This window comes from Streptomyces sp. NPDC088354 (assembly GCF_044753585.1).
Classification (GTDB): Bacteria; Actinomycetota; Actinomycetes; order Streptomycetales; family Streptomycetaceae; genus Actinacidiphila.
The window spans coordinates 49392-70271 of record NZ_JBIVNJ010000024.1 but is presented as its reverse complement, the minus strand read 5'-3'; the positions used below and the strand labels follow the sequence as shown (position 1 = coordinate 70271).

Sequence of the window (20880 nt, the reverse complement as noted above, 5' to 3'; positions counted from 1 at the left end):
GGGGGGGGGGGCCCCCCCCACGGCCGCGGCGGCGCGCGCCGCCGCGGATGAGCTGCTGGGCCGCGAGGTGCCCCGAGCCGCCGCCGAGTCCGGGGCCGGGGTGGGTGGAGGAGCCGATGTGCCACAGCCCCGGTACCGGCGTGGCGTGCCGGGGCGCGCTGGGCAGCGGGCGCCACAGCAGACTCTGGTCGAGCTCGGCCGAGCCCCCGTAGGGGTCGCCGGCCACCGCGTTGGGGTTGTACGCGGCCAGGTCGGCGGGGGTGACGGCGTCCCAGGCGAGCACTTTGCCGGGCAGATCGGGCGCGTGCCGGGCCACGCGGGCCAGCACCCGGTCCACGTACCCCTCGGTCAGCGCCTTCGTCCAGCCGCCGGTGACGTCCAGTTCACCGGCCGCGTCGCCGGCCGGGGCCCAGGGCACTTCCTGGAGCTGGATCCACAGGGCCGCGGCTCCCCGCGGCACCCGTGACGGGTCCAGGACGTACTGCTGGCCGACGACCACCGTGGGCCTGCGCGGCAGCAGGCCGGCCTCGGCCTCCGCGCACGCGATCCCGGTGCTCGCCGACCCGTCGCTCAGGTGCAGCAGCGGCACCCCCGCCAGGCGGTCGTCGTGCCAGCCGGGCGGGGCGGAGAGCGCGACGTGGACCTGCATCGCGGCGCGCCCGTACCGGAAACGCCGCGCCTGGCCGCGGACCGCGGGCGGCAGCGGGACGTCCTGCGGGAGCAGTTCCCCGTACAGCGCCGTCGGGGTCACCGAAGCGAGGACGGCGCGGCGGGCGTGGATGGTCTCCCCGCCGCTGATCACACCGGTGACCCGGCCGCCGGTGACGAGCAGCCGTTCCACCGGTTGCCGGGTGCGGACGTCCACGCCCAGGTCGCCGAGCAGCGCCTCGAAGGCCCGGACGAGATTGCCGGCACCGCCCGCTACGACGGGCACACCGAAGCCGTGCAGCGACGCGGCCAGCACGGGCACGAGCAGGCCGCCGCCGGCATGGTCCGGGGACAGGCCGGCGTGCAGCAGCCACGGCACCCACAGGAGGTCCGCCTCGTCGCCGCGGAACGTGCTGCGGCAGTACGAGCGGCCGCTGGTGAGCGTGGCGCGCAGCCAGGCCTCGGTGCCGGTGAACCGCTCCCGGCGCAGCAGCTTCACGATGTTCTTCAGCATCGCCGGCGAGCGGGGATCACCACCCAGCATGCCGCCGATGGCCTCGGCGTTGTCGAGGAACCGCCGCAGCATGGCGAGGTAGGCGGCCTTGTCCTCGGCGTGCGCGAACACCTCCGCCGTGGCGCCGGCGTCCCGGTGGGCCAGGACGACGCGGCCGTCGTCGGCGACGGTGCCCGTGACGAGGCCGTCGGTGTTGCGGTACTCCAGGCCGTGCCGGTGCAGGTCCTCGCCGAGGGCGGCGTAGGCCGCCCCCGACACGAAGAGCGGCTGCCACGACGCATAGGTGTCGTGCAGGAAGCCGGGCAGGGTCCGCTCCTCGGTGGCGAGGAACCCGCCCAGCCGCTCCCCCCGTTCGACAAGGGCCACCGACCAGCCGTCCTTGGCCAGTTCGGCAGCGGCGACCAGGCCGTTCACACCGGAACCGACGACGACGGCATCGACCGTGCGGGGCATCAGTGCTCCTCGGGTTCGTCGCTCGAACAGGGGCAGCCGCTCACTGCCCGTCCTCCAGCGTGCACGCCGCGCTGCGGGGCCGCACCCGGAGACCGGGCCCGCGTGTCCCGCCGCGGACCCGCGTCCGGGACGTCCGCGCAAGAAGCGCGGACAGGCGCGCATGGTCCACCGGCCGGTGCCGCCCGTAGCGTCTGCGGAGGAGCGGGGCGCGCCAAGCCCCGCTCCTCCGCGTCAGGCGCCCGGCGCCGGCCCCCTGAGATCCCGTTTCCCGAAAGCCGATCGATGACCACTACAGACAACAGCACGCCCACGATCCTCCTGGTCCACGGCGCCTGGCACGGTGCCTGGTGCTGGGAGGCGCTCGTTCCCGAGCTCACCGCGCTCGGATGGCGCGTGGCCACCGTGGACCTGCCGAGCGCCTCCGCCGACCCCGCGGACAACGCCGGGATGTACGACGACGCGCGCGCCGTCCGGGAACGCCTCGCGGCGCTCGACGGCCCGGTGACGGTGCTGGCGCACTCCTACGGCGGCCTGCCCGTCACCGAGGCCGTCGCGCAGGCGCCCCATGTCTCCCGCCTGGTGTACCTGGCCGCCTTCCTGCTCGACGAGGGCGTCTCGCTCGCCGGGCTGAGCGACGGGCAGATCCCCTCCGGCGACAGCGGCAGCGTGCCCCTGCCCGGCGAGCCGGGGGACATCCTCTACGGTGGCGTCGCCCCGGAGGACGCCGACCGCGCCGTGGCCCGCCTGGTGCCGCAGAGCCTGAAGTCCTTCAGCGAGCCGCTCACGGCCGCCGGGTGGAAGACGGTGCCCTGCAGCTACATCGTCTGCGAGGACGACAAGGCCCTGACTCCGGCCTTCCAGGAGACGATGGCCCTGCGCGCCGAGCGGTCGTACCGCCGGGCGTGGAGTCACTCCCCCTTCCTCTCGGCGCCCGCCGAGCTGGCCGCACTGATCACGGCCGACGCCGACCGCTGACCGGTGCCCGACGGTCCGCGGGTCTCGGCCGTCCCGATACCGGCGACCGCGGCGAGCAGGATCGAGGTGCCCAGCACGGTCGCGGGCGCCGGCCGCTCGCCGAGGGCCGCGATCGCGACCACGGCGGCCGAGACGGGCTCGATGAGGGCGATCACCGAGACCGTGGCCGGCCGCAGGACCGCCGCGCCCGCGAAGTACAGCCCGTACGCGAGCGCGGTGGGCACCGCGGCGACGTACAGCAGCAGCGGCAGCGCGACGTTCAGCGCGTCCTGGCGCGGCAGCGGTCCCTCGGCCACGGCGAACGGCAGCACCGCCGCGGCGCACACCGCGAAGGACCACAGCGACACCGTCGCCGGGTCCTCGGCCTCACCGCGGCGGGCGGCCTGCCGGGTCAGCAGGGTGACGGCGGCGTAGCCAGCCCCGGAGGCCAGCGCGAGGGCGACGCCCGCCGGGCGCACCGTCGCGTCGCCGCCTCCGCCCAGAACGATGACGGCCAGCCCGGCCAGGGCCGCGCCGACGCCCCACGCGCCGCCGCGGCCGAGGCGTTCGCCGGTCCACAGCCACCCGCCGAGGGCGATGAGCACGGGCCCGGATCCGAGGGTGACGACCGTGGCGACGGCGAGGCCGGTGGCGGCGACGGCCATGAAGTACGCGGTCTGAAAGGCGGTCAGCCCGAGACCGATGAGCAGGGTGCGCGTGCCGGGGCGGGGCGGCGGAGTCGTGCCCAGGGCCGCCCGGGCCGCGAGCAGCAGCACGCAGCCGCCGGCCGAGCGCCAGAAGGTGAGGGCGAAGGGGCCGAGTCCGGTGCTGTCGTACAGCACCGAGGCGACGGCGCCCGCGGTGCCCCATGCGGTGGCGGCGAGGGTGACGTAGAGCAGGCCCCGCCGGACCGGCAGGGCAGGTGACATGGACACGAGGGTGCTCCCGCGGAAGGAATGTGGTGGTCGCGTGCTCCCGTGTGCGGGCAGCGGCCACCTGCCCGGGGACGTGCCCGGGCCGGGTCTTCCGTGGGTGCGCCGTCCGCCTCAGGCGGCGGGCGGCGGGGGGAGAACGGTGTGTCGCATGACGCCGACTTTATAGGAGCCGCGCCTTGTCCTGGGCGGCCCCCGCATCGGCGGCCTCCGCGTCGACCGGCAGCGCGCCGGCCACCACGGTGGTCGCCGCCCGCTTCTTCGCGGTCTGCGCGACAAAGGCGCCCGCGAGGACGAGGACGCCGCCGAGGATCTGCGGCAGGCCCAGGTGCTCGTCGAGCAGGATCCAGGCGAGGATCGTGCCGACGACCGCTTCCAGGCAGGCGACGACTCCGGCGACCTGCGGCGACAGCCGCCGTACCGCGAGCACTCCGGTGAGGTAGGCGACGACGGTGGCCACCAGCACGATCCAGCCGACGAGCAGCAGTGCGGGCACCGACACCTCGCCCATGTCGGCGCGGTGGGTGAGCACGGTCCAGTCCATCTCCCAGGGGCGGGAGGTGACGGTCAGTACGAGGGCGCCGATGAGCAGTCCGTACGCGATGACGGCGACGGGATCGGGCGCGTCCTCGCCGTCGCTGCCGTGGTCGGCCAGGACGAAGTAGCTGACCTGGCAGCAGGCGGCTCCGAAGGCCAGCGCGAGGCCCAGCGGGTCGAAGGCGAGCCCCGACCACACCTCGACCACGGCCGCCATCCCGCCGACGGCGAGCACCACGCCGACGGCCGCGGCCCTGCTGACCGCCTTGCGCTGGACGAAGCGCACCCAGCCGAGCAGCAGCGCGGGGCCGAGGAACTCCACGAGGATCGCGACGCCTACGGGGATGCGGGATATGGCCGCGAAGTAGAACGCCTGCACACCGGCGACGCCGAGCAGCCCGAAGCCGGCCAGCACCGCGGGGCGGCGCAGCAGCAGGGCGCGGTGCCGCAGGACGACGGGCAGCATGATGAGCGCGGCGCCGGCGACCCGCAGCCAGACCACGTGCAGCGGGTCCAGCCCGGCCTCGATCAGCGGCTTGGCCGCGACCCCCGAACCACCGAACGCGAACGCCGAGACCAGCGCCAGTCCGAGCCCGGTGTTCCTCCCCTGAGACACATGCATCGGGCCATGATGTCAGCTCACGACAGGACCGTCATCCCAGTAGCGGCTGTCATCCGCCCCGCGCTGGGCCGGCGGTCCCACCGGCGGCCGTCCCGGTGCCACGCCGGCGGCCCGCAGCACCTCCACGGCCCGGCACCCCGGGTCGGCCAGGAGCGCGGCCAGCAGATCGGCGCCGTCGGCCTGCGTCGCACCCCGCTCCTGCGCGCGGGCGACCGCGGCGCCGATCGCGGTCGCGGCGGCCGGGCTCCAGCCGGGGGCGCCGAGGGAGGTGAGCACGGTCAGGGCCCCGGAGTCCTCGACGGCGCCGCGCCACCGCATGCCGTAGCCGATGCTGCGCTGCACCAGGTAGCCCAGGACGCGGGCCACCTGGCCGCCGCCCGCGCCGCCGTCCACGGCCTCGCGGGCCCGCGGGTCGTTCTCCAGCAGCGAGTGGAGCAGGTGCGCGGTGTCGACGCGGTCGTCGCCGTCCCGCACCGCGCGGCGCCGCGCCCCGGCGGTCACCGAGCGCAGCTCCACGGTGAGCCGCAAGTCGTCCCTGTGCACGGTCCCACCCCATCAGTTCCGTCGTCGCGCGGCATCGGCGCGCGGAGCCATTCGTCGCTACTCCTCCGGGTGGGCACGCGCGCGGGGCCGGTCCTCCTGAGGGATGACGCCGGACACGTGGCTTCTCAGGGCTGCGCGCCTCAGGGCCAGAGCAGACCGTGCGTCCACCCCTGCGGTGCCGCCGGGTCGCGCAGGTAGCGGAGCCTGATGTGGCCGCCTGCGGGGCCCGCCTGCCAGAATTCGGCCTCGTCGGCGACGAGTCGGTAGACGGTGTGGCCCTCCGGTACGTCCTCGGGCTCGGCGGCGATGTGCTCCGCCGCGCGCCGCCGGGCCTGCTGGTAGGCGGCCGGGCCGTCGAGCGGCGCGCTCATGACGCCGGTGAAGCCCGCCGCCCGGGAGGCCTCGCGACGGCCGAGGAAGTCACGGCGGGCGGTCGCGCGGTCCAGGGTCTCCACCGCCCCGGCCATCCTGATCTGCCGGCCGTGCCGCGGCCAGTACCAGGTGAGGCAGGCGTACGGACGCTCGGCCAGGTCGCGCCCCTTGCGACTGGCCGCCTCGGAGGCGAAGTCGAAGGCGCAGCGCTCGATGTCCACGCCACGCAGCATCAGCACCCGGGCCGACGGGCGGCCGTCGGCGCCGGACGTGGCCAGGGTCATGACGTGCGGCTCGGGCACCCCGTCGTCGAGGGCACGGGCCAGCCAGCGGGCGAAGACCGGTCCGGGCGCCGGCCCGGCGGCCGCCGGGTCGAAGCCGGGGAGCGGGCCGGCCAGTACGGGGGCGGCACGCATCCGCTCGCGGAGGGAGTGGGCGGTCACGGGGTCCTGGTCTGCCGCGCCGGGCTCGCCGGCCGGTCCGGGCTTGTCGTCGGTCACCTTCCGATCCTCACACGCCGCCGCCCGGCGCACACGCGGTGCACCGGGCGGCGGCGGGCCTGTCCCCCTGTCAGGCCGGGAGGTGGAACTGCTGGTTGGTGCCGCCGGCGCAGGTCCAGATCTGCAGCCGTGCCGCGTTGGCCGTCGACTTGTCGGTGACGTCCAGGCACTTGCCGGACGCGGGGTTCACCAGAGTGTCGCCGGAGCCGGGCTGCCACACCTGGGCGCCGGTGCCGTTGCAGTCGTACAGCTGCACCTTGGTGCCGTTGGCGGTGCCTGCGGCGGTGAGGTCCATGCACTTGCCGAGGGCGCGGATGGTGCCGTCGCTGCCCACGGTCCACTGCTGGGCGGTCGTGCCGTTGCAGTCGTACATCTGGACGGCGGTGCCGTTGGCGCTGCTCGCGGCGGCGACGTCGACGCACTTGCCGCCGAGGCCGGTGATCTGGCCGGTGGAGCCGGTGGGCGGCGGGGTGGTTCCGCCGCCGGTGACGGTGTTGAAGATGCTGGAGAACTGCCAGGCGCTCTGCGAGGTGCCGCTGCAGGAGTCGGAGAGCTGGCCGTTGGAGGCGCAGGCCTTGTCGCGGCCGACCGCCCAGAAGGCGAGCTCCTGGATGCCCTTGGACTTGGCGAAGTTGGCGAGCGTGGTGGCGTTGCCGGTGGTGAAGGTCTCGGCGGTGGTGTCGTTGACCCCGATCATCGGGGTGTTGCCCTCCATCGCCCACAGCTGCGCGTCGGTCTTGGTGGTCCAGATCGCGCCGAGCTGGCTGCGCAGCGCGGTGGCGGCGTCGGTGGCGGCCTTGCCCATGTCCATGGCCGGTCCGTAGTCCATCGTCATGATGTTGACGAGGTTGACGTTCAGCCCGTTGCTCTTGGCGTTGTTCAGCAGGCTGATCGAGTTGGACTCCAGACCGGTCGGGTTGACCGGGAGGGTGTACTGCACGTCGAGCTTGCGGCCGGCGGCGGCGTACTCCTGCTGGAGCTGGGCCAGCGCCTTGTTGCGGCGGTCGTTGGCGGCGGTGTTGTCGAGCTGGCCGCCCTCGATGTCGAGGTCGATGCGGGTGAGGTTGAGGGCGTCGACGACCTTCTTGTACTGGGCCTTCAGCGAGGCGACGCTCGTACAGGAGACGCCGATCTCGGTGCCGGAGGCGCCGCCGAAGGAGGCGATGACGTCGCCGCCCGCGGACCGCAAGGAGTTGATCGCGGAGGTCCAGCCGGAGTCGGTGACGGGCGTGTCGCCGTTGAACATGGCGTTGCAGCCGCCGCCGTCGATCACGAAGGCGAGCGTGAAGTACTTCAGGCCCGTGGCGTTGCGGGCGTTGGCCATGGCCGAGGGCGAGTTCCAGGTCTCGACGTACGGCGCGGCGTACTGGGCGGGGAAGCCGGGGCCGGGGTTGGCGGCGGCGCTCGCGGAGCCACCGGTGGCGACGACGGCGGTGGCGGCCATCGCGAGGACGGCGGGGACGGCGGCAAGGGCTCTGACGGCGGATTTCAGCACAGGACGACTCCTGTCGTGGGCGCGGTGAGGTGCGCGCTGTGGGGGGTGGTGCGCCGTGGAGACGGCGTGGGGGCCTTGACGGCTGTTCATGTAGATGAACAACACCCCACTACATGAACAGCTGATGGCCGATGACGGTATGGACTAGACCAGCTCCGCGTCAACCCCCTGCGGCCGAGGGAATCCACGGACCGTCAGGGCACCGTCCGGGTCGACGCGGGCACACCGGGGAGCGGGGCCGCCGCCGCCGTGCGAACGGCGGCCCCGCCTCGGCCGGGTCCCTCCTGGCTAGGACCTGTCGTCACATTGGCGCCGGCCGCCCGGAGGGCGGGCCCCGCGCCGTCCGGTGCGGTGCATCGCGAGGCGGAGAGTCGTCCTCGCAGCGGGCTGCTCGGACGATTCGACGACGCAGCGTGGGGGCACCCCCGGCCGAAGGCTGGGGGAGTGCCGTGCCAGACGGCGCGGGGCAGGCGCGAATGTGACGACAGGGCCTAGGGACCCGAGACCAGGTTGGCCACGTTGGTGGAGGAGTTGGACGGTCCTCCGGTGTTGTTGATCACGTGGCTGATGGTGCCGGTGCCGCCGAGCGAGACGGTCACCATGTCGTGGAAGCGGACCCCGCTCACGGCCGGCGCCTCGAAGGCACGGTCGGCGACCACCGACGGGTTGACGTTGAAGTAGCAGTAGCTGCCCAGGCCCCAGGCCTCATGACTGGTGACCGACGGGCCGACCTTGTACGCGTCGTAGCCGCGAACCGAACCGTTCATCCAGGAGGCCTGGTTGGGCGGGTCGTAGGGCATCTCGTTCTGGAAGAAGTACGTGCGGCCGCCGTTGCCGTTCCAGATCACCTGGTGCTGCTGGTAGTGCTCGACGAACAGTCCGTACATCGTCACGTTCGTGCCGTTGACGATCAGGCCGTTGGCGGCGGTGTTGCTGGTCCAGCCCACCCCGCTGCCGTGGTCGGCGCGCCACAGCCACATGTGGTCGCCGATGACGTCCGAGCTGTTGACCACCAGGCTCTGCGCGGCCTTGCCGACGCCCGCGCCGCCGATGCGGAAGAACACGTCGTGCAGCGAGGTTGGGTCGGCGGTGTGCCGCGCGGCCGAGCCGGCCGGGCCGACCTGCATCAGCGTCTGCGAGCTGGTGGTGCCGGCGTCGATCAGCAGCCCCGCGATCTTCACGCCGTCCACGTCGGCCACGTTGACCGCCGTGATGCCGTTGTCCGGGACGATGGTCGCCAGGCCCAGGCCCAGCACCACGGTGTCGGCGCGGTTGATGTTGAGCGTCTGGTTGAGGTGGTAGACACCGGGCGTGAACAGCAGGTTCTTGCCCTGGGCCAGCGCGCCGTTGATGTCGGTCGCGGTGGCACCGGGCTTCACGACGAAGAACTCGTCGATCGACAGCGAACTGCCGGCCGGGGTGCCCCCCGCCCAGGTCGTGCCCTGGCTGTTGGTGCGCAGTGCCGGGACGAAGACCTTGTAGGCGCCGGCCGAGTCCACGTACAGGAACGGCTTCTCACGGGTCACCGGGGACTGCGCGACCGTGGTGTACGGCGGGCTCGGGAAGGTGTTCGCGGGGGCGTTGACGTCACCGACGAAGACCATGTTCCAGTTGGAGCCGCTCCAGCTGCCCCACTGGCTGTTGCGCGACAGCCACTGCTGCTGGGAACCGGAGCGCACCTGGCCGTCGATCTTGGAGTCGGCGATGAGACCGCCGCTTGACCAGCCGCCGTCGTCCAGCTGAAGGTTGCCGCGGACGTGCATGCGCCGGTAGGGGGCTGCCTGGGAGACCGCCCAGCGGTCGGTGCCGCCGGTCGGGTTGACGGACAGGTTCTCGGCGGAGCGCCAGAAGTTCTGGGTGGCGTTGCCCTGGAACCAGTCGGCCTCCGCGTGGACCGCGCCGTTGATCGTCACGTCGTCCGGGGACAGGCCGAGGCCCGCGACCTGGGTGTAGAAGCCGACGTTGGCGTCCACGTTGTAGCTGCCCGGCTTGAACAGCAGGGCGTAGCGCTGGGCGCCGAACTGGTTGGACTCCTGCTGCCCGAAGACCTGGTTGAGCCGGCCCTGGATGGATGCCGACGACATCGACGGGTCGAAGACGGAGACGTTGGGGCCCAGGTCGGGGGTACCGGGCGGGTTCTGCGGCGCGTCCGTCGAGCCGAGGCTGAAGGACTGGGCGGCGGTGCCGTTGCAGGTGTACTGCTGGACGCGGGCGCCGTCTGCGGTCGAGGCGGAGGGCACGTCGAGGCACTTGCCGCTGTTGCGGTTGACGAAGTGGTAGGTGCCGCCGGCCTCCTCCACCGGCAGCCACTGCTGGTTGGCGCCGCTCGAGTACGACCACAACTGCACCGGTGCGCCGTCGGCGGTGGAGACGTCGGTGACGTCCCACGACTTGGTCGCGTCGTTGCGGTTGTTGACCCGCACGTATCCGTCGCTCGTCGCCTGGAACTGCCACTGCTGCGCGGTGGTGCCGTTGCAGGCGTACTGCTGCACGGCCGTCCCGTTCGCGGTGGCCGCGGCGGCCGCGTCGACGCACTTCCCGCTGTGCTTGGCCGCGACCGTGACCCAGCCGGTGGGCACTGCGGCCTGCGCCTGGGGGGCGAGCGCGACGGCGGACAGGCCCGAGGTGAACAGCGCGCCCAGCGCGAGCGGTATGACGCGACGCCGGATCCGGCCGCGGCCGGGGGCGTCCGGAGACGGTGCTCCAAGGGATCTCATGGATGCTCCTGTGCCGCGCGGGGCGCGGCGCCGTGGGGGGCGGGCATGCCGAAGCGAGCGTCGGCATGCAGGAGTGTGAAGAGGTGGTACGAGGTTCACCGGACGGTGGGCGTCCGGTGCCGACGGCGGCTCAAAGGTCTGGACAACCTTTCTTCACGGCGTGAAGTTAGGCTCATGGAGGGGACACGTCAAGAGGTGGCGCTACGGATTCCGAACTCCCCCCGGTCCGTGGTAAACCCTCGACTCATCCCACGCACACGGTGTTTGAGCAGCCCGAACACCGGGCATCCGGGTGGGCTCCCGACGACTGCCGCGGAGACACGCCGATCAACAGGTGAACACGGGCCCCTCGCACCGGCCTCCCGCGCCGCTCCGGACCCGCGGCCAGAACCGCCTCGACTGGTCTGTACCAAAGCCTTGACGGCACCCTTCCTTCACTCCTTAAATCACATCGTTGACAAAGGTCTCCCCCACGGATTCCCCCCAACGCACCACGGTTCACCGCCCGTTCAACGCCCTTCACCCTCACCGGCGCCCCATCCACCCCCGCCGACACGGGAAGGACCACTCCCCCCATGACCGCTCTCACCACCGCCGCCCGGCGCGCCGCCGGCCGCCTCCTCCTCCTGTTCGCCGTCCTCCTGGGCATCACCGCCGCCCCGGCCGTCGCCGGCCCCGGCGCCGCGGCGGCCACGCCCTTCAAGGTGATCGCCTTCTACAACGGCACCTACGACGCGGCCCACATCAACTTCGTCGGCGAGGCCAACCGCTGGTTCCCGCAGCAGGCCGCCGCCAACGGCTTCACGTACACCTCGACGAACAACTGGAACCTGCTGGCCGACAGCAACGCGCTGAAGCAGTACCAGGTCGTCCTCTTCCTCGACGACGCCCCGCAGACCGCCGCCCAGCGCGCGGGCTTCGAGGCCTACATGCGCGGCGGCGGTGCCTGGCTGGGCTTCCACGTCTCGGCGTTCACCACCAGCGCGCAGAGCTGGCCGTGGTACTACAACCAGTTCCTGGGCAGCGGCAACTTCAACTCCAACACCTGGGGCCCCACCACCGCCGTGCTGCGCGTCGAGGACCGCACGCACCCCTCCACCAGCCACCTGCCCGCGACGTTCACCTCGGCGGTGAGCGAGTGGTACAGCTGGAGCAACGACCTGCGCACCAACCCGGACATCGACATCCTGGCGTCCGTCGACCCGGTGAGCTTCCCCCTGGGCACCGACCCCAACCAGTCCTGGTACAGCGGCTACTACCCGATCCTGTGGACCAACACCAAGTACCGGATGCTGTACGCCAACTTCGGCCACAACGCGATGAACTACGACACCAACACCGGACTGTCGTCGACCTTCGCGAGCGCCACCCAGAACACCTTCCTGCTCGACGGCCTCAAGTGGCTCGGCACCGGTTCGACCGGCGACCCCAACCCGCCGACCGGCTCGGTGCCCAGCGGCTGGGCGACGGTCGCCGCCAAGCACAGCGGGAAGTGCGTCGACGCGGCCGCCGCGGCCACCGCCAACGGCACGGCCGTGCAGCAGTACGCCTGCAACGGCACCACCGCACAGGACTGGCGGTTCCAGCCCACCTCCGGCGGCTACTACCGGGTCGACAACCGCAACGACGCGACCAAGTCGTGGGACGTCACCGACGTCTCCACCGCCGACGCCGCCAAGATCCAGCTCTGGTCGTACTCGGGCGGCGCCAACCAGCAGTGGCTGCCGGTCGCCGAGACCGGCGGCACCTTCCACTTCGTCAACCGCAACAGCGGCAAGTGCCTCGACGTGCCCTCGGCGTCCACCGCGGACGCCGCGCGCATCCAGCAGTACACCTGCAACGGCACCGCCGCCCAGTCGTTCCAGCTCACCGCCCGGTCCTGACACCGGGCGCGTGCGTCAGGCCGTCCGTACCCCGTACCCGGGTACGGACGGCCAGCGCACCGTCAGCACGACGGACTCCTCCTCCGCGTACCAGGAGTGGTCCACCCCGCGCCCCCACACGACGTAGTCGCCCTGTTCCGCGAGCACCACGCTGCGCCCTGGCAACTCGACCCGGAAGCGGCCGCTGATCAGCACCAGCAGTGCCGTGCGCGCCTCTCCGCGCACCCAGGCCGCCCGCTCGTCCCCCTGGGGGTGCACCCCCCACTTGATCTCCACGTCCGTGCTGTGCCGGGGATCGCCGGCGTCCTTGAAGTGGCCCAGGAGCCATCCCCGGTCCAGTGCCGCGTCCCGGCCGGCGTTGCCCACGTACACGCTGTCGTCCATGGTCGCGACGCTAACACCCGCTGGTCGGCGGCCCGCCGCACGCCGTCCCTCAGCGGAAGGCGGCGGCATTGCGCGCCACCCAGGCGGCGAACGGCCGAGCGGGGCGGCCCAGCAGTGCCTCGGCATCGGGGCTGACACGCCGCTCCGCGGGGAGCGGCTGCCCCAGGATGTCCAGGGTGCCGTCCGCGACGGCCTCGGGCATGAAGCGCAGCATGCCGGACCGGGCCTCCTCCCGGCCCAGTTCGACGAAGCGCAGCGGCTCGCCGAGCACCTCGCCGATCGCGGCGGCCTGCTCCCGCGGCGAGACGGGCACCGGACCCGTCAACGCGTAGGTGCGTCCGGTGTGTCCGGCGTCGCGCAGGACGACCGCCGCGGCGGCCGCGATGTCGGCGGGGTCGACCACCGGAAGCGCGACGTCGGCGAAGGGCGCGGCCACCGTACGCGCCGTGCGCACCGACTCCGCCCAGGCGAAGGCGTTGGAGGCGAACCCGGCGCCCCGCAGGACCGTCCAGTCGACGCCGGACTCGCGCACCGCGGCCTCGAAGACCCGCAGCGGCTCGTGGGAGGCCGCGTCCGGGCGGGTGCCCGCGGCCTGCGAGGAGAGCAGCACGACGCGCCGCACCCCGGCCGCCTTGGCGGCGCCGACGAGGTCGTACGGCCGGCCGCCGGGTCCGAGGAGGTCCGGGGCAGGCAGCAGGAACAGCGCCTCGGCGCCGTCCAGCGCCGCGCGCAGCTCCTCCGGGGCGGTGAGGTCGACCTGGTGATGGTCCACGCCGGCGGGAAGTTCGCCCTGCGCCGGGGTCCGGCGGGAGAGCGCCGTCACCGGCTCCCCCGCCGCGGCGAGGGCCCGGACGAGAGGCTGTCCGACGTTCCCGGTGGCACCTGTTACTGCGATCATCTTCGGCTCCGTTTCGGCCTGTTGACTGCGACAGGACGAAGCTAACAGCGCAGGTATAGTAGGTACCTAGAAGATAGTGACTATGCCGGACCACCCGAACTCCGACCGAGGTGTGCCCCGATGAGCAGTCCCTCCGCCCGCACCGCCCCCTCCCCGGCCGCCGATCCCGTGCTGGCCTGCCCGATCAGCCCGGTCGTCGACCTGGTCTTCAGCCGCTGGACCACCCCGATCCTGTGGACGCTGCACGCCCACGGCCGGCAGCGTTTCGTGGAACTCCAGCGCCGGATCGGCTCGGTCACCCCGAAGGTCCTGACGCAGCGCCTGCGCCAGCTGGAGCGTGACGGCCTGGTGGTCCGTACCTACTTCCCCGAGGTGCCGCCGCGCGTCGAGTACGAGATCAGCGAACTCGGCAGCAGCCTGGCGCCGCTGTTCGCCTCGCTCGCCGACTGGTCGCAGGGCCACATGCCCGAGGTGGACCGGGCGCGATCGCGGTACGACGCGGCCAACTGACGCCGGGGACCACGGGCCGGCGGGCCCGTGGTCCCCGGCGCGCCGCGCCTAACGCAGCACCACGTCGGCGCTCTTGTCCCCCGCGGTGAAGGTGTACGTGCCCCGCTCGACGCGCGGCGTGCCCGAGCCGTCGATGTCGCCGGGCGTCACCGCGAGCGCGCTCCTGGCGAAGTCCATCCGGACGGTCCTGCGCTCGCCCGCCCTCAGGTGGACCTTCGTGAACGCCACCAGCTTGCGCGCGGGCGCCAGCACGTCGCTGACCGGCCGCGACGCGTAGACCGGGACCACCAGGTCACCGTCCCGGGCACCGGTGTCGGAGACCGTCACCCTGACTCCCCTGGAGTCGGCGGTGAGGGCGTCGAAGCTGTACGTCGTGTACGACAGCCCCGCGCCGAACGCGTAGAGCGGGTCGTACGAGGACTCCGGACCGCCGTTGGTGCCCGGCAGCTGCTGGTAGTACATCGGCTCGTCGCCGATGTTCCTCGGCCAGGACACCGGCATCCGGCCGCTCGGGTTGACCTTGCCGAAGAGCACGTCGGCGACGGCGTGGCCGCCCTCGGTGCCCGGCAGCCAGGACATCAGCAGCCCCTGGGTGCCCTCGGCGTCGCCCAGCACCAGCGGGCGCCCGGCCACGACGACGGTGACGACCGGCTTGCCGCTCGCCTTCAGGGACTTCACCAGCGCCTGCTGATCGCCCGTCAGTTCCGGGCGGGGGCTGTCCGCCGCGCCCTCGGCGCCGGCCTTCTCGCCGACCACGACGACCGTCAGGTCCGCGTTCTTCGCCTGGGCCACGGCGTCGTCGGCGGTCTTGGCCTGCACCACCTCGGTACCGGCCGGTGCGGCCTCGCGGATGCCCTCCAGGATGGTCGTGCCAGGCAGGGTCACCCCGTCGGGCACGCCCTGCCAGCCGATGGTCCAGCCGCCCGCCTGGTCGTTGATGTCGTCCGCGTAGGAGCCCGCGACGACGATCCGCTTGGCGGAGGGGCTCACCGGCAGCACGCCGCCCTCGTTGCGCAGCAGCACCTGGGACTGCGCGGCCGCGGTGCGCGCCAGGCCCGTGTCGGCGCCGTTCACCGCGGCGTCGGCCTTGGCCGCGTCGACGTACGGGTGCTCGAAGAGGCCCAGTTCGAACTTCATCCGCAGGATGCGGCCGACGGCCTCGTCGATCCGCCGCTGCGGGACCAGGTGCCGGTTCACGGCGGTCTTCAGGCCCTCGCTCCACTCCTTGGCGAAGTACGGCTCCATCGCCATGTCGAGGCCCGCGTTGACGGCCAGCGCGATCGCCTCGGGGTAGTCGGCGGCGATCTTGTAGCGGGTCTGCAGCGCCCGGACGTCCTCCCAGTCGCTGACGGTCACGCCCTTGAAGCCCCACTGCTGCCGGAGGACCTTGGTGAGCAGGTAGGTCGAGGCGGTGGCCGGAACGCCGTTGACGGCACCGGAGTTGACCATGACGGACTTGGCGCCCGACTGCACGGCCTGTTTGTACGAGGGCAGGAGGGTGTCCTGCAGATAGCGGATCGAGACATCGGCGGGCACCCGGTCGTGGCCGTTGGCGGGCTCGGAGTAGCCGCCGAAGTGCTTGACGGTGGCGGCCACCCGCTTGGCGCCCTTGGCGTGCTCGGCGCCGTCGACCGCGGCGGCGGCCAGCGTGCCGGCGAGCAGCGGGTCCTCGCCGTACGTCTCGTAGTAGCGGCCCCACCGCTGGTCGCGGGCGAGGTCGGCGACGGGGGCGAAGTTCCAGTCGATGCCGGTGGCGGCGACGGCGCGGGCCGTGGCGGCGGCGGAGTCGTGCACGGTGCCCGGGTCCCAGGTGGCGCCCAGGCCGATCTGGTGCGGGAAGATCGTGGCGCCGAGCACGTTGTTGTGCCCGTGCACCCCGTCCACGCCGTACACGATCGGAATGTGCAGCCGCGAGTTGGTGATGGCGTACTTCTGTACGGCGTTGACCATCTTCGCCCAGTCCTGCGGGGTGTTCTTGGCGGGGGCCATGCCGCCGCCGGAGATCACCGAGCCGACCGGGTAGTCGGCGAGGACGGTCTTCATGCAGCTCTCGTTGAGCTCGCCGCCGCTCCATTCGCAGTCGCCCTGGATCCGGGCGACCGCGATCTGGTCCATCTGACCGATCTTCTCGTCCAGCGTCATGCGCTTGAGGAGGTCCTTCACGCGCAGGTCCACCGGCGCGCCGGCCCGCGTGTACAGAGGGCCGTCGGCCTGGGCGGGCACGGCCGCGACGGCGGCGGCGCAGGCGGCCGCCGTCGCGAGGACCACGAGGTTTCTCAGGCGTGAGCGAGTGGGGCGTGTGCGCGGTTCGTTCGCAGGCATCGCAGGCATCCCGTTCCCTGTCCGGCCCCGCAGGGGCACTGGCCGTAAACGTTTCCGGCTGCTGTCGCCCCAAGAGCCTGACGCTGACATGACACATCGTCAAGACTGTGAGCGTGATGCGAACCCCCGGAGACCAGACCCCCGTCCCGCCGCCCCAGGGCGCCACCGCCGTCACCCTGCGCGAACTCGCCCGCCGCAGCGGAGTGTCGACCGCGACGGTCTCGCGCGCGCTCAACAACCGCGCCGACGTCAGCGAGGCCACCCGTGAGCGCATCCGCCGGCTCGCCGGTGAACTCGGCTACGCCCCCAACGAACCGGCCCGCACCCTGGTCCGTCGCCGCTCCGACACCATCGGCCTGCTGTGGGACACCTGGCACGAGTCCCAGGGACTTCACCACCCCTTCCTCCAGGGCCTGCTGAGCTCGGTGCGCACCGCCCTGTCCGAGGCCGGCTACCACCTGATGCTGCTGACGACGGCCGGCCCCGGCGCTCCGGACGGGGTGTACGTCCAGGCCGTTCGCCGGCACAGCCTGGAAGGCGTCATCGTCATGGGCCGCCCGGCCGACGACCGTGCCCTGCGCGTGCTCGCCGCCTCCGGGACGCCCTGCGCGGGACTCGACGTCACCTTCGACGGCCCGCGCACGGCCGGCGTCGCCTCCGACAACGCAGGAGGCGCCGAGACGGCGGTGGCCCATCTGCACGCGCTGGGTCACCGCAGGATCGCCACCGTCACCGGGCCGCCCGACCTCCCGCCCGCCGCCGAGCGGTTGGCCGGATTCCGTGCCGCGTGCGACCGACTCGGGCTGCCCGCGCCGGCGGAGTACGTGGTCACCGGTGACTTCTTCCTCGAAAGCGGCCGCCGGGCCGTGCACCGGCTGCTCACCCTGCCCGAGCCCCCGACCGCCCTGTTCGCGGCGGGCGACCTCATGGCCATCGGCGCCCTGCGCGCGGCCGCCGAGGCAGGCCGGTCCGTGCCGAGCGACCTGGCCGTGGTCGGCTTCGACGACATCGACGCCGCGACCCTGGTCAGCCCCGCCCTCACCACTGTCGCGCAGGACCGCCGCGCCCTCGGCGCCGCCGCCGTCGCCGCCCTGCGCGACCTGCTCGGACCGGGTCCGGCCGAACGCCCGGCCCCCTCGGTGGTGCCGACCCGGCTGGTGGTACGCGACAGTTGCGGGGCCAGGGCGGACTGACCGCGCGTCACCTTGCGGCGGGGTTGCGGCATTCACGCGATGTGTCCGGGTACGTATCCGGTCATGAGCATCACCCGCCCCGCCGCCCGCGCCCTGGCCGCGACCCTCGCCGTCATCGCCGTGACCGCCATCGCCGCGTGCGACCCGGCGGACGACGGCACCAGCGACCGGCCGTCCGGCGGCCGCACCACGGCCCCCGCCACGGTCGCCGACCTCCCCGACCTGCACGGCATGGGCCTCCAGGCAGCCCAGGACCGGGCCCAGTCGCTCGGTTTCCACCGGATGGACTCGCACGACTCCCTGGGCCGGGGACGCGAGCAGATCTGGGACCGCGACTGGAAGGTCTGCTTCCAGAGCCCCGCGCCGGGCCGCCGCCCCACCGCGACGACGGTCGACCTCGGAACGGTCAAGCTCGCCGAGACCTGCCCCGCGAGCGACGCGACCGCGCCCCCGACCGCAGGTGCCACCATGCCCGACCTCACGGGCGCGTCCCTGAAGGTGGCCCGTCAGGCCCTTCCGTCCGCGACGAGCATCACCGCGGCGGACGCCACCGACCAGGACCGCTTCATCCTCCTGGAGAGCAACTGGCGGGTGTGCTCGCAGAGCCCCGCCCCCGGCTCGGCGCTGCACGGGCAACCCGTCTCCTTCAAGGCCGTGAAGTTCGGCGAACGCTGCCCCTGACCCTGGTGACCGCACCCCGAGGCGGTCGGCACCGCCCTCCCGTCATCACCTCCTTGACAGGTTACGAATTCTCGTGCGAAGGTCGTCACTCTTCCGGCAGGCGATGGGCGAGGAGAGGCTTCACACGGCATGGCTGAACGACGGAATCGCGCGGCCGACGGCGCACCGGTGGCGCGCCGGACGATGCTCGGCATGCTCGGGCTGGGAGCCGCCGGCCTCGCCACCGCACCATGGCTGCAGCGCGGGTGGGAGAACGTCCTCGGCGCCGCCTCCCAGGTCGACCCCACCGGGATCACCGGAGTGCTGCCCAATCCCGGCGGCTTTCGCTACTACAGCGTGGTGGGGTCCGTGCCCCGCAAGGACGCGACGAACTACCGGCTGCGGGTCAACGGCCTGGTCGACCGGCCGGGGACGTACACGCTGGACGAGCTGCGCGCCCTGCCGCAGACCCGGATCGTCCACGACGTGCAGTGCACGGACGGCTGGCGGGTGGCCGACACCCCGTTCACCGGTGTGCGGCTCTCGGAGCTCCTCGACGCGGCCGGCGTACGGCCGGACGGCACCGCGGTCCACTTCACCTGCTTCGACGGCGTCTACACCGAGAGCCTCACCCTCGAACAGGCCCGGCGCTCCGACGTCATGGTGGCGCTGACCATGCAGGACAAGCCCATCAGCCACGAGCACGGCGGGCCCGTCCGGCTCTACGTGGCTCCGATGTACTTCTACAAATCGGCCAAGTGGCTGTCCGGCATCACCGTGACCGACCGGGTCGTACCCGGCTACTGGGAGGAGTACGGCTATGCCGTCGACGGCTGGCTCGACGGAGCCGACACGCGCGGCGGCGCCGCCGCGGCCTGAACGCCCCGGCCTGATCGCCCGGTTCACCCGCGCGGAACGCCTGGTCCACCGGGCGACCGGCTGGCTGATGCTGCTCTGCGTGACCACCGCGGCCTGCCTGTACCTGGCACCGCTGGCCCAGCTGGTGGGCCGCCGCCACCTGCTCGTCACGGTCCACGAGTGGTCGGGGATCCTGCTGCCGCTGCCCTTCCTGCTCGGCCTCGCCTCACCCGCGTTCCGCGCCGACCTCCGCAGGCTGAACCGCTTCGCGGGGTACGACAGGCAGTGGCTGCGGGCCGTCCGGAAGCGCCTGACCTCCCCGGACGCCCGGCCGGCCGGCAAGTTCAACGCGGGACAGAAGGTCTACGCGGGCTGGATCGCCGGGGCCGTGTTGATCATGATGGCCACCGGTCTGCTGATGTGGTTCACGGGGGTGCTCCCGTCGGTCTCCCGCACCAGCGCGATCTTCGTTCACGACATCCTGGCCTGGGCCGTCGCCGCCGTGCTGTTCGGCCACATCCGCATGGCGTTCCGCGACCCGCAGGCCCGCCTCGGGATGCGTACGGGGTACGTCGAGCGGAAGTGGGCACGACGGCTGCATCCCCGGTGGCTGGACGACGGCCCGGAGGCCGGTCAGGACTCCGGACGGACCGGCCCGCGGCGGTGATCCGGCCCGGGCGACGGGTCAGGAAGCGGTTTTTGTGCCACGGCCCGCGGCGAGGAGGTCGAGGGAGACCTGCCACAGCCGGCGTGCCTGCCGCCGGTCCGGCGCGTGACCGGCCACGCCGCGGCGGACACCCGGCTCATGGGGAACGGCCTCGTTGCAGTCCTCGAAGTACCGTCCGGTGACACCCGCCACGAGCGGGGACGCCGCGAGAAGCACCGATGTGGCGGCGCCCTGCTCGACGTCCTTCACCGACACCCCGTCGCTGCGCCCCGGCTCGAAGGACGCCGGGGCGTTGGTGGGCACGCCGATGTGCCGGACGAGGCGTGTGCCGGCGATCCGGCCCGGGTTGAGGGCGTTCACACGGATGCCGTCGGCGGCCCACCGCTCGGCGGCCTCGACCGCGAACAGGACGTTGGCCGTCTTGGACTGGCTGTAGGCGGCCCAGGGGTCGTACGGGTGGTGCTCGACGTCGATGTCGTCGAAGAGCACGTCGCCGTTGACGTGACCGACCGAACTCACCACGACGACCCGGGAGCCGCCGGCGGCGGCGAGCGCCGCGCGCAGACCGGTGACCAGCGCGAAGTGACCGAGGTGGTGGGTGGCGAACTGGAGCTCCCACCCCTCGGGCGTGCGTGTCTCGGGACAGGCCATGACACCCGCGTTGGCCACCAGGATGTGCAGGGGGCCCTCCCACGCGGCGACGAAGGCCGCGACCGACGCCTGGTCCGACAGATCGAGCGGCGCGGTCAGCACCCGCTCGTTGCCCGTGGCGGCGGTGATGGCTGCGGCGCTCCGCGCCCCGGCGTCGGTGTCGCGCACGGCGAGCGTGACCTCGGCCCCCGCGGCGGCCAGGGCGCGAGCCGTCTCCACCCCGATGCCGGAGGAACCACCGGTGACGACCGCGCGGCGGCCGGTCAGGTCGACGCCGGCGACCACCTCCGCCGCGGTGCTCTCCGCGCCGAACGGGGTGGTGACACGTGCCGCAGGAAGCGGTCGGGGTCGGCCAGGATCGCGTCGACCACCGCCTCCGGCAGGTCGCCCCGCGCAGCGATGTTCCTCCTGACGTTCCGGTCGCCGGACTGGAGGAGTCGCAGCAGAACGCTGCCCGGCGCGGACGGATTCCAGGACAGTGCCGCCGGCACCGCCTCATGGGCGTCGGACATTCCGCCTCCGGTGGACGATCGGGGGACACGCACCCGCGCGGGCCTGGTGCAGGCT

At 73.0% G+C, this 20880-nt stretch carries 18 protein-coding genes and 1 pseudogene; 7 read left to right on the top strand and 12 right to left on the bottom strand.

The genetic code is table 11. The features are described 5' to 3' along the window. Positions 1-154: 154 nt before the first annotated feature. A pseudogene (locus ACIP98_RS28535) lies at positions 155-1615 on the bottom strand (phytoene desaturase family protein); the annotation flags it as partial. Positions 1616-1897: 282 nt separating this feature from the next. Between ACIP98_RS28535 and ACIP98_RS28530 the strand changes: the two are divergent. Next, positions 1898-2590, top strand: coding sequence for an alpha/beta fold hydrolase (locus ACIP98_RS28530; RefSeq protein ID WP_401978627.1), 693 nt, complete (start codon positions 1898-1900; stop codon positions 2588-2590). Here the strand turns inward: ACIP98_RS28530 and ACIP98_RS28525 are convergent. From ACIP98_RS28525 to ACIP98_RS28500, 6 genes are all read right to left on the bottom strand, one after another. Next, the gene (locus tag ACIP98_RS28525; RefSeq protein ID WP_401978625.1) at positions 2524-3498 is read right to left on the bottom strand and encodes a DMT family transporter; all 975 of its coding nucleotides are present in this window, start codon (positions 3496-3498) and stop codon (positions 2524-2526) included. The two genes, ACIP98_RS28530 and ACIP98_RS28525, sit on opposite strands and share 67 nt — an antisense overlap. Before the next feature lie 166 nt (positions 3499-3664). Next, entirely contained in the window at positions 3665-4660 is a 996-nt protein-coding gene (locus ACIP98_RS28520; protein WP_401978623.1) for an EamA family transporter, read from the bottom strand. Between the two features lie 12 nt (positions 4661-4672). Next, the gene (locus ACIP98_RS28515) at positions 4673-5203 is read right to left on the bottom strand and encodes a Clp protease N-terminal domain-containing protein (protein WP_401978622.1); all 531 of its coding nucleotides are present in this window, start codon (positions 5201-5203) and stop codon (positions 4673-4675) included. A 140-nt stretch (positions 5204-5343) separates the two neighbouring features. After that, positions 5344-6075 carry a pyridoxal 5'-phosphate synthase gene (locus ACIP98_RS28510; RefSeq protein ID WP_401978620.1) on the bottom strand — a complete coding sequence of 244 codons (732 nt, stop codon included), beginning with the start codon at positions 6073-6075 and terminating at the stop codon, positions 5344-5346. Positions 6076-6145: 70 nt separating this feature from the next. Beyond that, positions 6146-7570: a ricin-type beta-trefoil lectin domain protein gene (locus ACIP98_RS28505; protein WP_401978618.1), complete on the bottom strand. Its 1425-nt coding sequence runs from the start codon at positions 7568-7570 to the stop codon at positions 6146-6148. A gap of 491 nt (positions 7571-8061) precedes the next feature. Beyond that, a complete protein-coding gene (locus ACIP98_RS28500) occupies positions 8062-10287 on the bottom strand; it encodes an RICIN domain-containing protein (protein WP_401978617.1) in 2226 nt (741 codons plus the stop codon). A gap of 575 nt (positions 10288-10862) precedes the next feature. Between ACIP98_RS28500 and ACIP98_RS28495 the strand changes: the two genes are divergently transcribed. Continuing rightward, complete coding sequence (locus ACIP98_RS28495) at positions 10863-12170, top strand: ThuA domain-containing protein (protein ID WP_401978615.1); 1308 nt, start codon at positions 10863-10865, stop codon at positions 12168-12170. A 15-nt stretch (positions 12171-12185) separates the two neighbouring features. Here ACIP98_RS28495 and ACIP98_RS28490 read toward each other — a convergent pair whose 3' ends face one another. After that, on the bottom strand, positions 12186-12554 hold the full coding sequence (locus tag ACIP98_RS28490; protein ID WP_319663140.1) for a signal peptidase I: 369 nt from the start codon (positions 12552-12554) through the stop codon (positions 12186-12188). A gap of 49 nt (positions 12555-12603) precedes the next feature. Continuing rightward, the gene (locus tag ACIP98_RS28485; RefSeq protein ID WP_401978614.1) at positions 12604-13452 is read right to left on the bottom strand and encodes an NAD(P)H-binding protein; all 849 of its coding nucleotides are present in this window, start codon (positions 13450-13452) and stop codon (positions 12604-12606) included. A gap of 120 nt (positions 13453-13572) precedes the next feature. On the opposite strand from ACIP98_RS28485, the gene ACIP98_RS28480 reads away from it, so the two are divergent. Further along, a complete protein-coding gene (locus tag ACIP98_RS28480) occupies positions 13573-13962 on the top strand; it encodes a winged helix-turn-helix transcriptional regulator (protein WP_401978612.1) in 390 nt (129 codons plus the stop codon). Between the two features lie 48 nt (positions 13963-14010). Here the strand turns inward: ACIP98_RS28480 and ACIP98_RS28475 are convergent, their stop codons facing one another. Further along, the gene (locus ACIP98_RS28475; protein ID WP_401978610.1) at positions 14011-16230 is read right to left on the bottom strand and encodes a glycoside hydrolase family 3 N-terminal domain-containing protein; all 2220 of its coding nucleotides are present in this window, start codon (positions 16228-16230) and stop codon (positions 14011-14013) included. Positions 16231-16400: 170 nt separating this feature from the next. On the opposite strand from ACIP98_RS28475, the gene ACIP98_RS28470 reads away from it, so the two are divergent. The 4 genes from ACIP98_RS28470 to ACIP98_RS28455 all read left to right on the top strand — a co-directional run bounded on the left by ACIP98_RS28470 (position 16401) and on the right by ACIP98_RS28455 (position 19662). Continuing rightward, positions 16401-17477, top strand: a complete 1077-nt coding sequence (locus ACIP98_RS28470; protein WP_401978608.1) for a LacI family DNA-binding transcriptional regulator — start codon at positions 16401-16403, stop codon at positions 17475-17477. A gap of 63 nt (positions 17478-17540) precedes the next feature. Further along, positions 17541-18158 carry a hypothetical protein gene (locus ACIP98_RS28465; protein ID WP_401978606.1) on the top strand — a complete coding sequence of 206 codons (618 nt, stop codon included), beginning with the start codon at positions 17541-17543 and terminating at the stop codon, positions 18156-18158. 129 nt (positions 18159-18287) lie between these two features. Then, positions 18288-19016, top strand: coding sequence for a molybdopterin-dependent oxidoreductase (locus ACIP98_RS28460; protein WP_319663134.1), 729 nt, complete (start codon positions 18288-18290; stop codon positions 19014-19016). After that, the gene (locus ACIP98_RS28455) at positions 18958-19662 is read left to right on the top strand and encodes a cytochrome b/b6 domain-containing protein (protein WP_401978605.1); all 705 of its coding nucleotides are present in this window, start codon (positions 18958-18960) and stop codon (positions 19660-19662) included. Before ACIP98_RS28460 ends, ACIP98_RS28455 begins: the two co-directional genes overlap by 59 nt. 18 nt (positions 19663-19680) lie before the next feature. Here the strand turns inward: ACIP98_RS28455 and ACIP98_RS28450 are convergent, their stop codons facing one another. Together ACIP98_RS28450 and ACIP98_RS28445 are read right to left on the bottom strand one after the other, a co-directional pair. Further along, complete coding sequence (locus ACIP98_RS28450; protein ID WP_401978604.1) at positions 19681-20598, bottom strand: SDR family NAD(P)-dependent oxidoreductase; 918 nt, start codon at positions 20596-20598, stop codon at positions 19681-19683. Then, on the bottom strand, positions 20577-20825 hold the full coding sequence (locus ACIP98_RS28445) for a hypothetical protein (RefSeq protein ID WP_401978602.1): 249 nt from the start codon (positions 20823-20825) through the stop codon (positions 20577-20579). Before ACIP98_RS28445 ends, ACIP98_RS28450 begins: the two co-directional genes overlap by 22 nt. Positions 20826-20880 lie beyond the last annotated feature (55 nt).

Bases quoted from the DNA above. Each gene is read 5' to 3' on its own strand.
- ACIP98_RS28460 (WP_319663134.1), top strand. From the start codon at position 18,288: ATGGCTGAACGACGGAATCGCGCGGCCGACGGCGCACCGGTGGCGCGC.
- ACIP98_RS28500 (WP_401978617.1), bottom strand. From the start codon at position 10,287: ATGAGATCCCTTGGAGCACCGTCTCCGGACGCCCCCGGCCGCGGCCGG.
- ACIP98_RS28455 (WP_401978605.1), top strand. From the start codon at position 18,958: ATGCCGTCGACGGCTGGCTCGACGGAGCCGACACGCGCGGCGGCGCCG.
- ACIP98_RS28525 (WP_401978625.1), bottom strand. From the start codon at position 3,498: ATGTCACCTGCCCTGCCGGTCCGGCGGGGCCTGCTCTACGTCACCCTC.
- ACIP98_RS28485 (WP_401978614.1), bottom strand. From the start codon at position 13,452: ATGATCGCAGTAACAGGTGCCACCGGGAACGTCGGACAGCCTCTCGTC.
- ACIP98_RS28495 (WP_401978615.1), top strand. From the start codon at position 10,863: ATGACCGCTCTCACCACCGCCGCCCGGCGCGCCGCCGGCCGCCTCCTC.
- ACIP98_RS28490 (WP_319663140.1), bottom strand. From the start codon at position 12,554: ATGGACGACAGCGTGTACGTGGGCAACGCCGGCCGGGACGCGGCACTG.
- ACIP98_RS28480 (WP_401978612.1), top strand. From the start codon at position 13,573: ATGAGCAGTCCCTCCGCCCGCACCGCCCCCTCCCCGGCCGCCGATCCC.
- ACIP98_RS28520 (WP_401978623.1), bottom strand. From the start codon at position 4,660: ATGCATGTGTCTCAGGGGAGGAACACCGGGCTCGGACTGGCGCTGGTC.
- ACIP98_RS28530 (WP_401978627.1), top strand. From the start codon at position 1,898: ATGACCACTACAGACAACAGCACGCCCACGATCCTCCTGGTCCACGGC.
- ACIP98_RS28465 (WP_401978606.1), top strand. From the start codon at position 17,541: ATGAGCATCACCCGCCCCGCCGCCCGCGCCCTGGCCGCGACCCTCGCC.
- ACIP98_RS28470 (WP_401978608.1), top strand. From the start codon at position 16,401: ATGCGAACCCCCGGAGACCAGACCCCCGTCCCGCCGCCCCAGGGCGCC.
- ACIP98_RS28445 (WP_401978602.1), bottom strand. From the start codon at position 20,825: ATGTCCGACGCCCATGAGGCGGTGCCGGCGGCACTGTCCTGGAATCCG.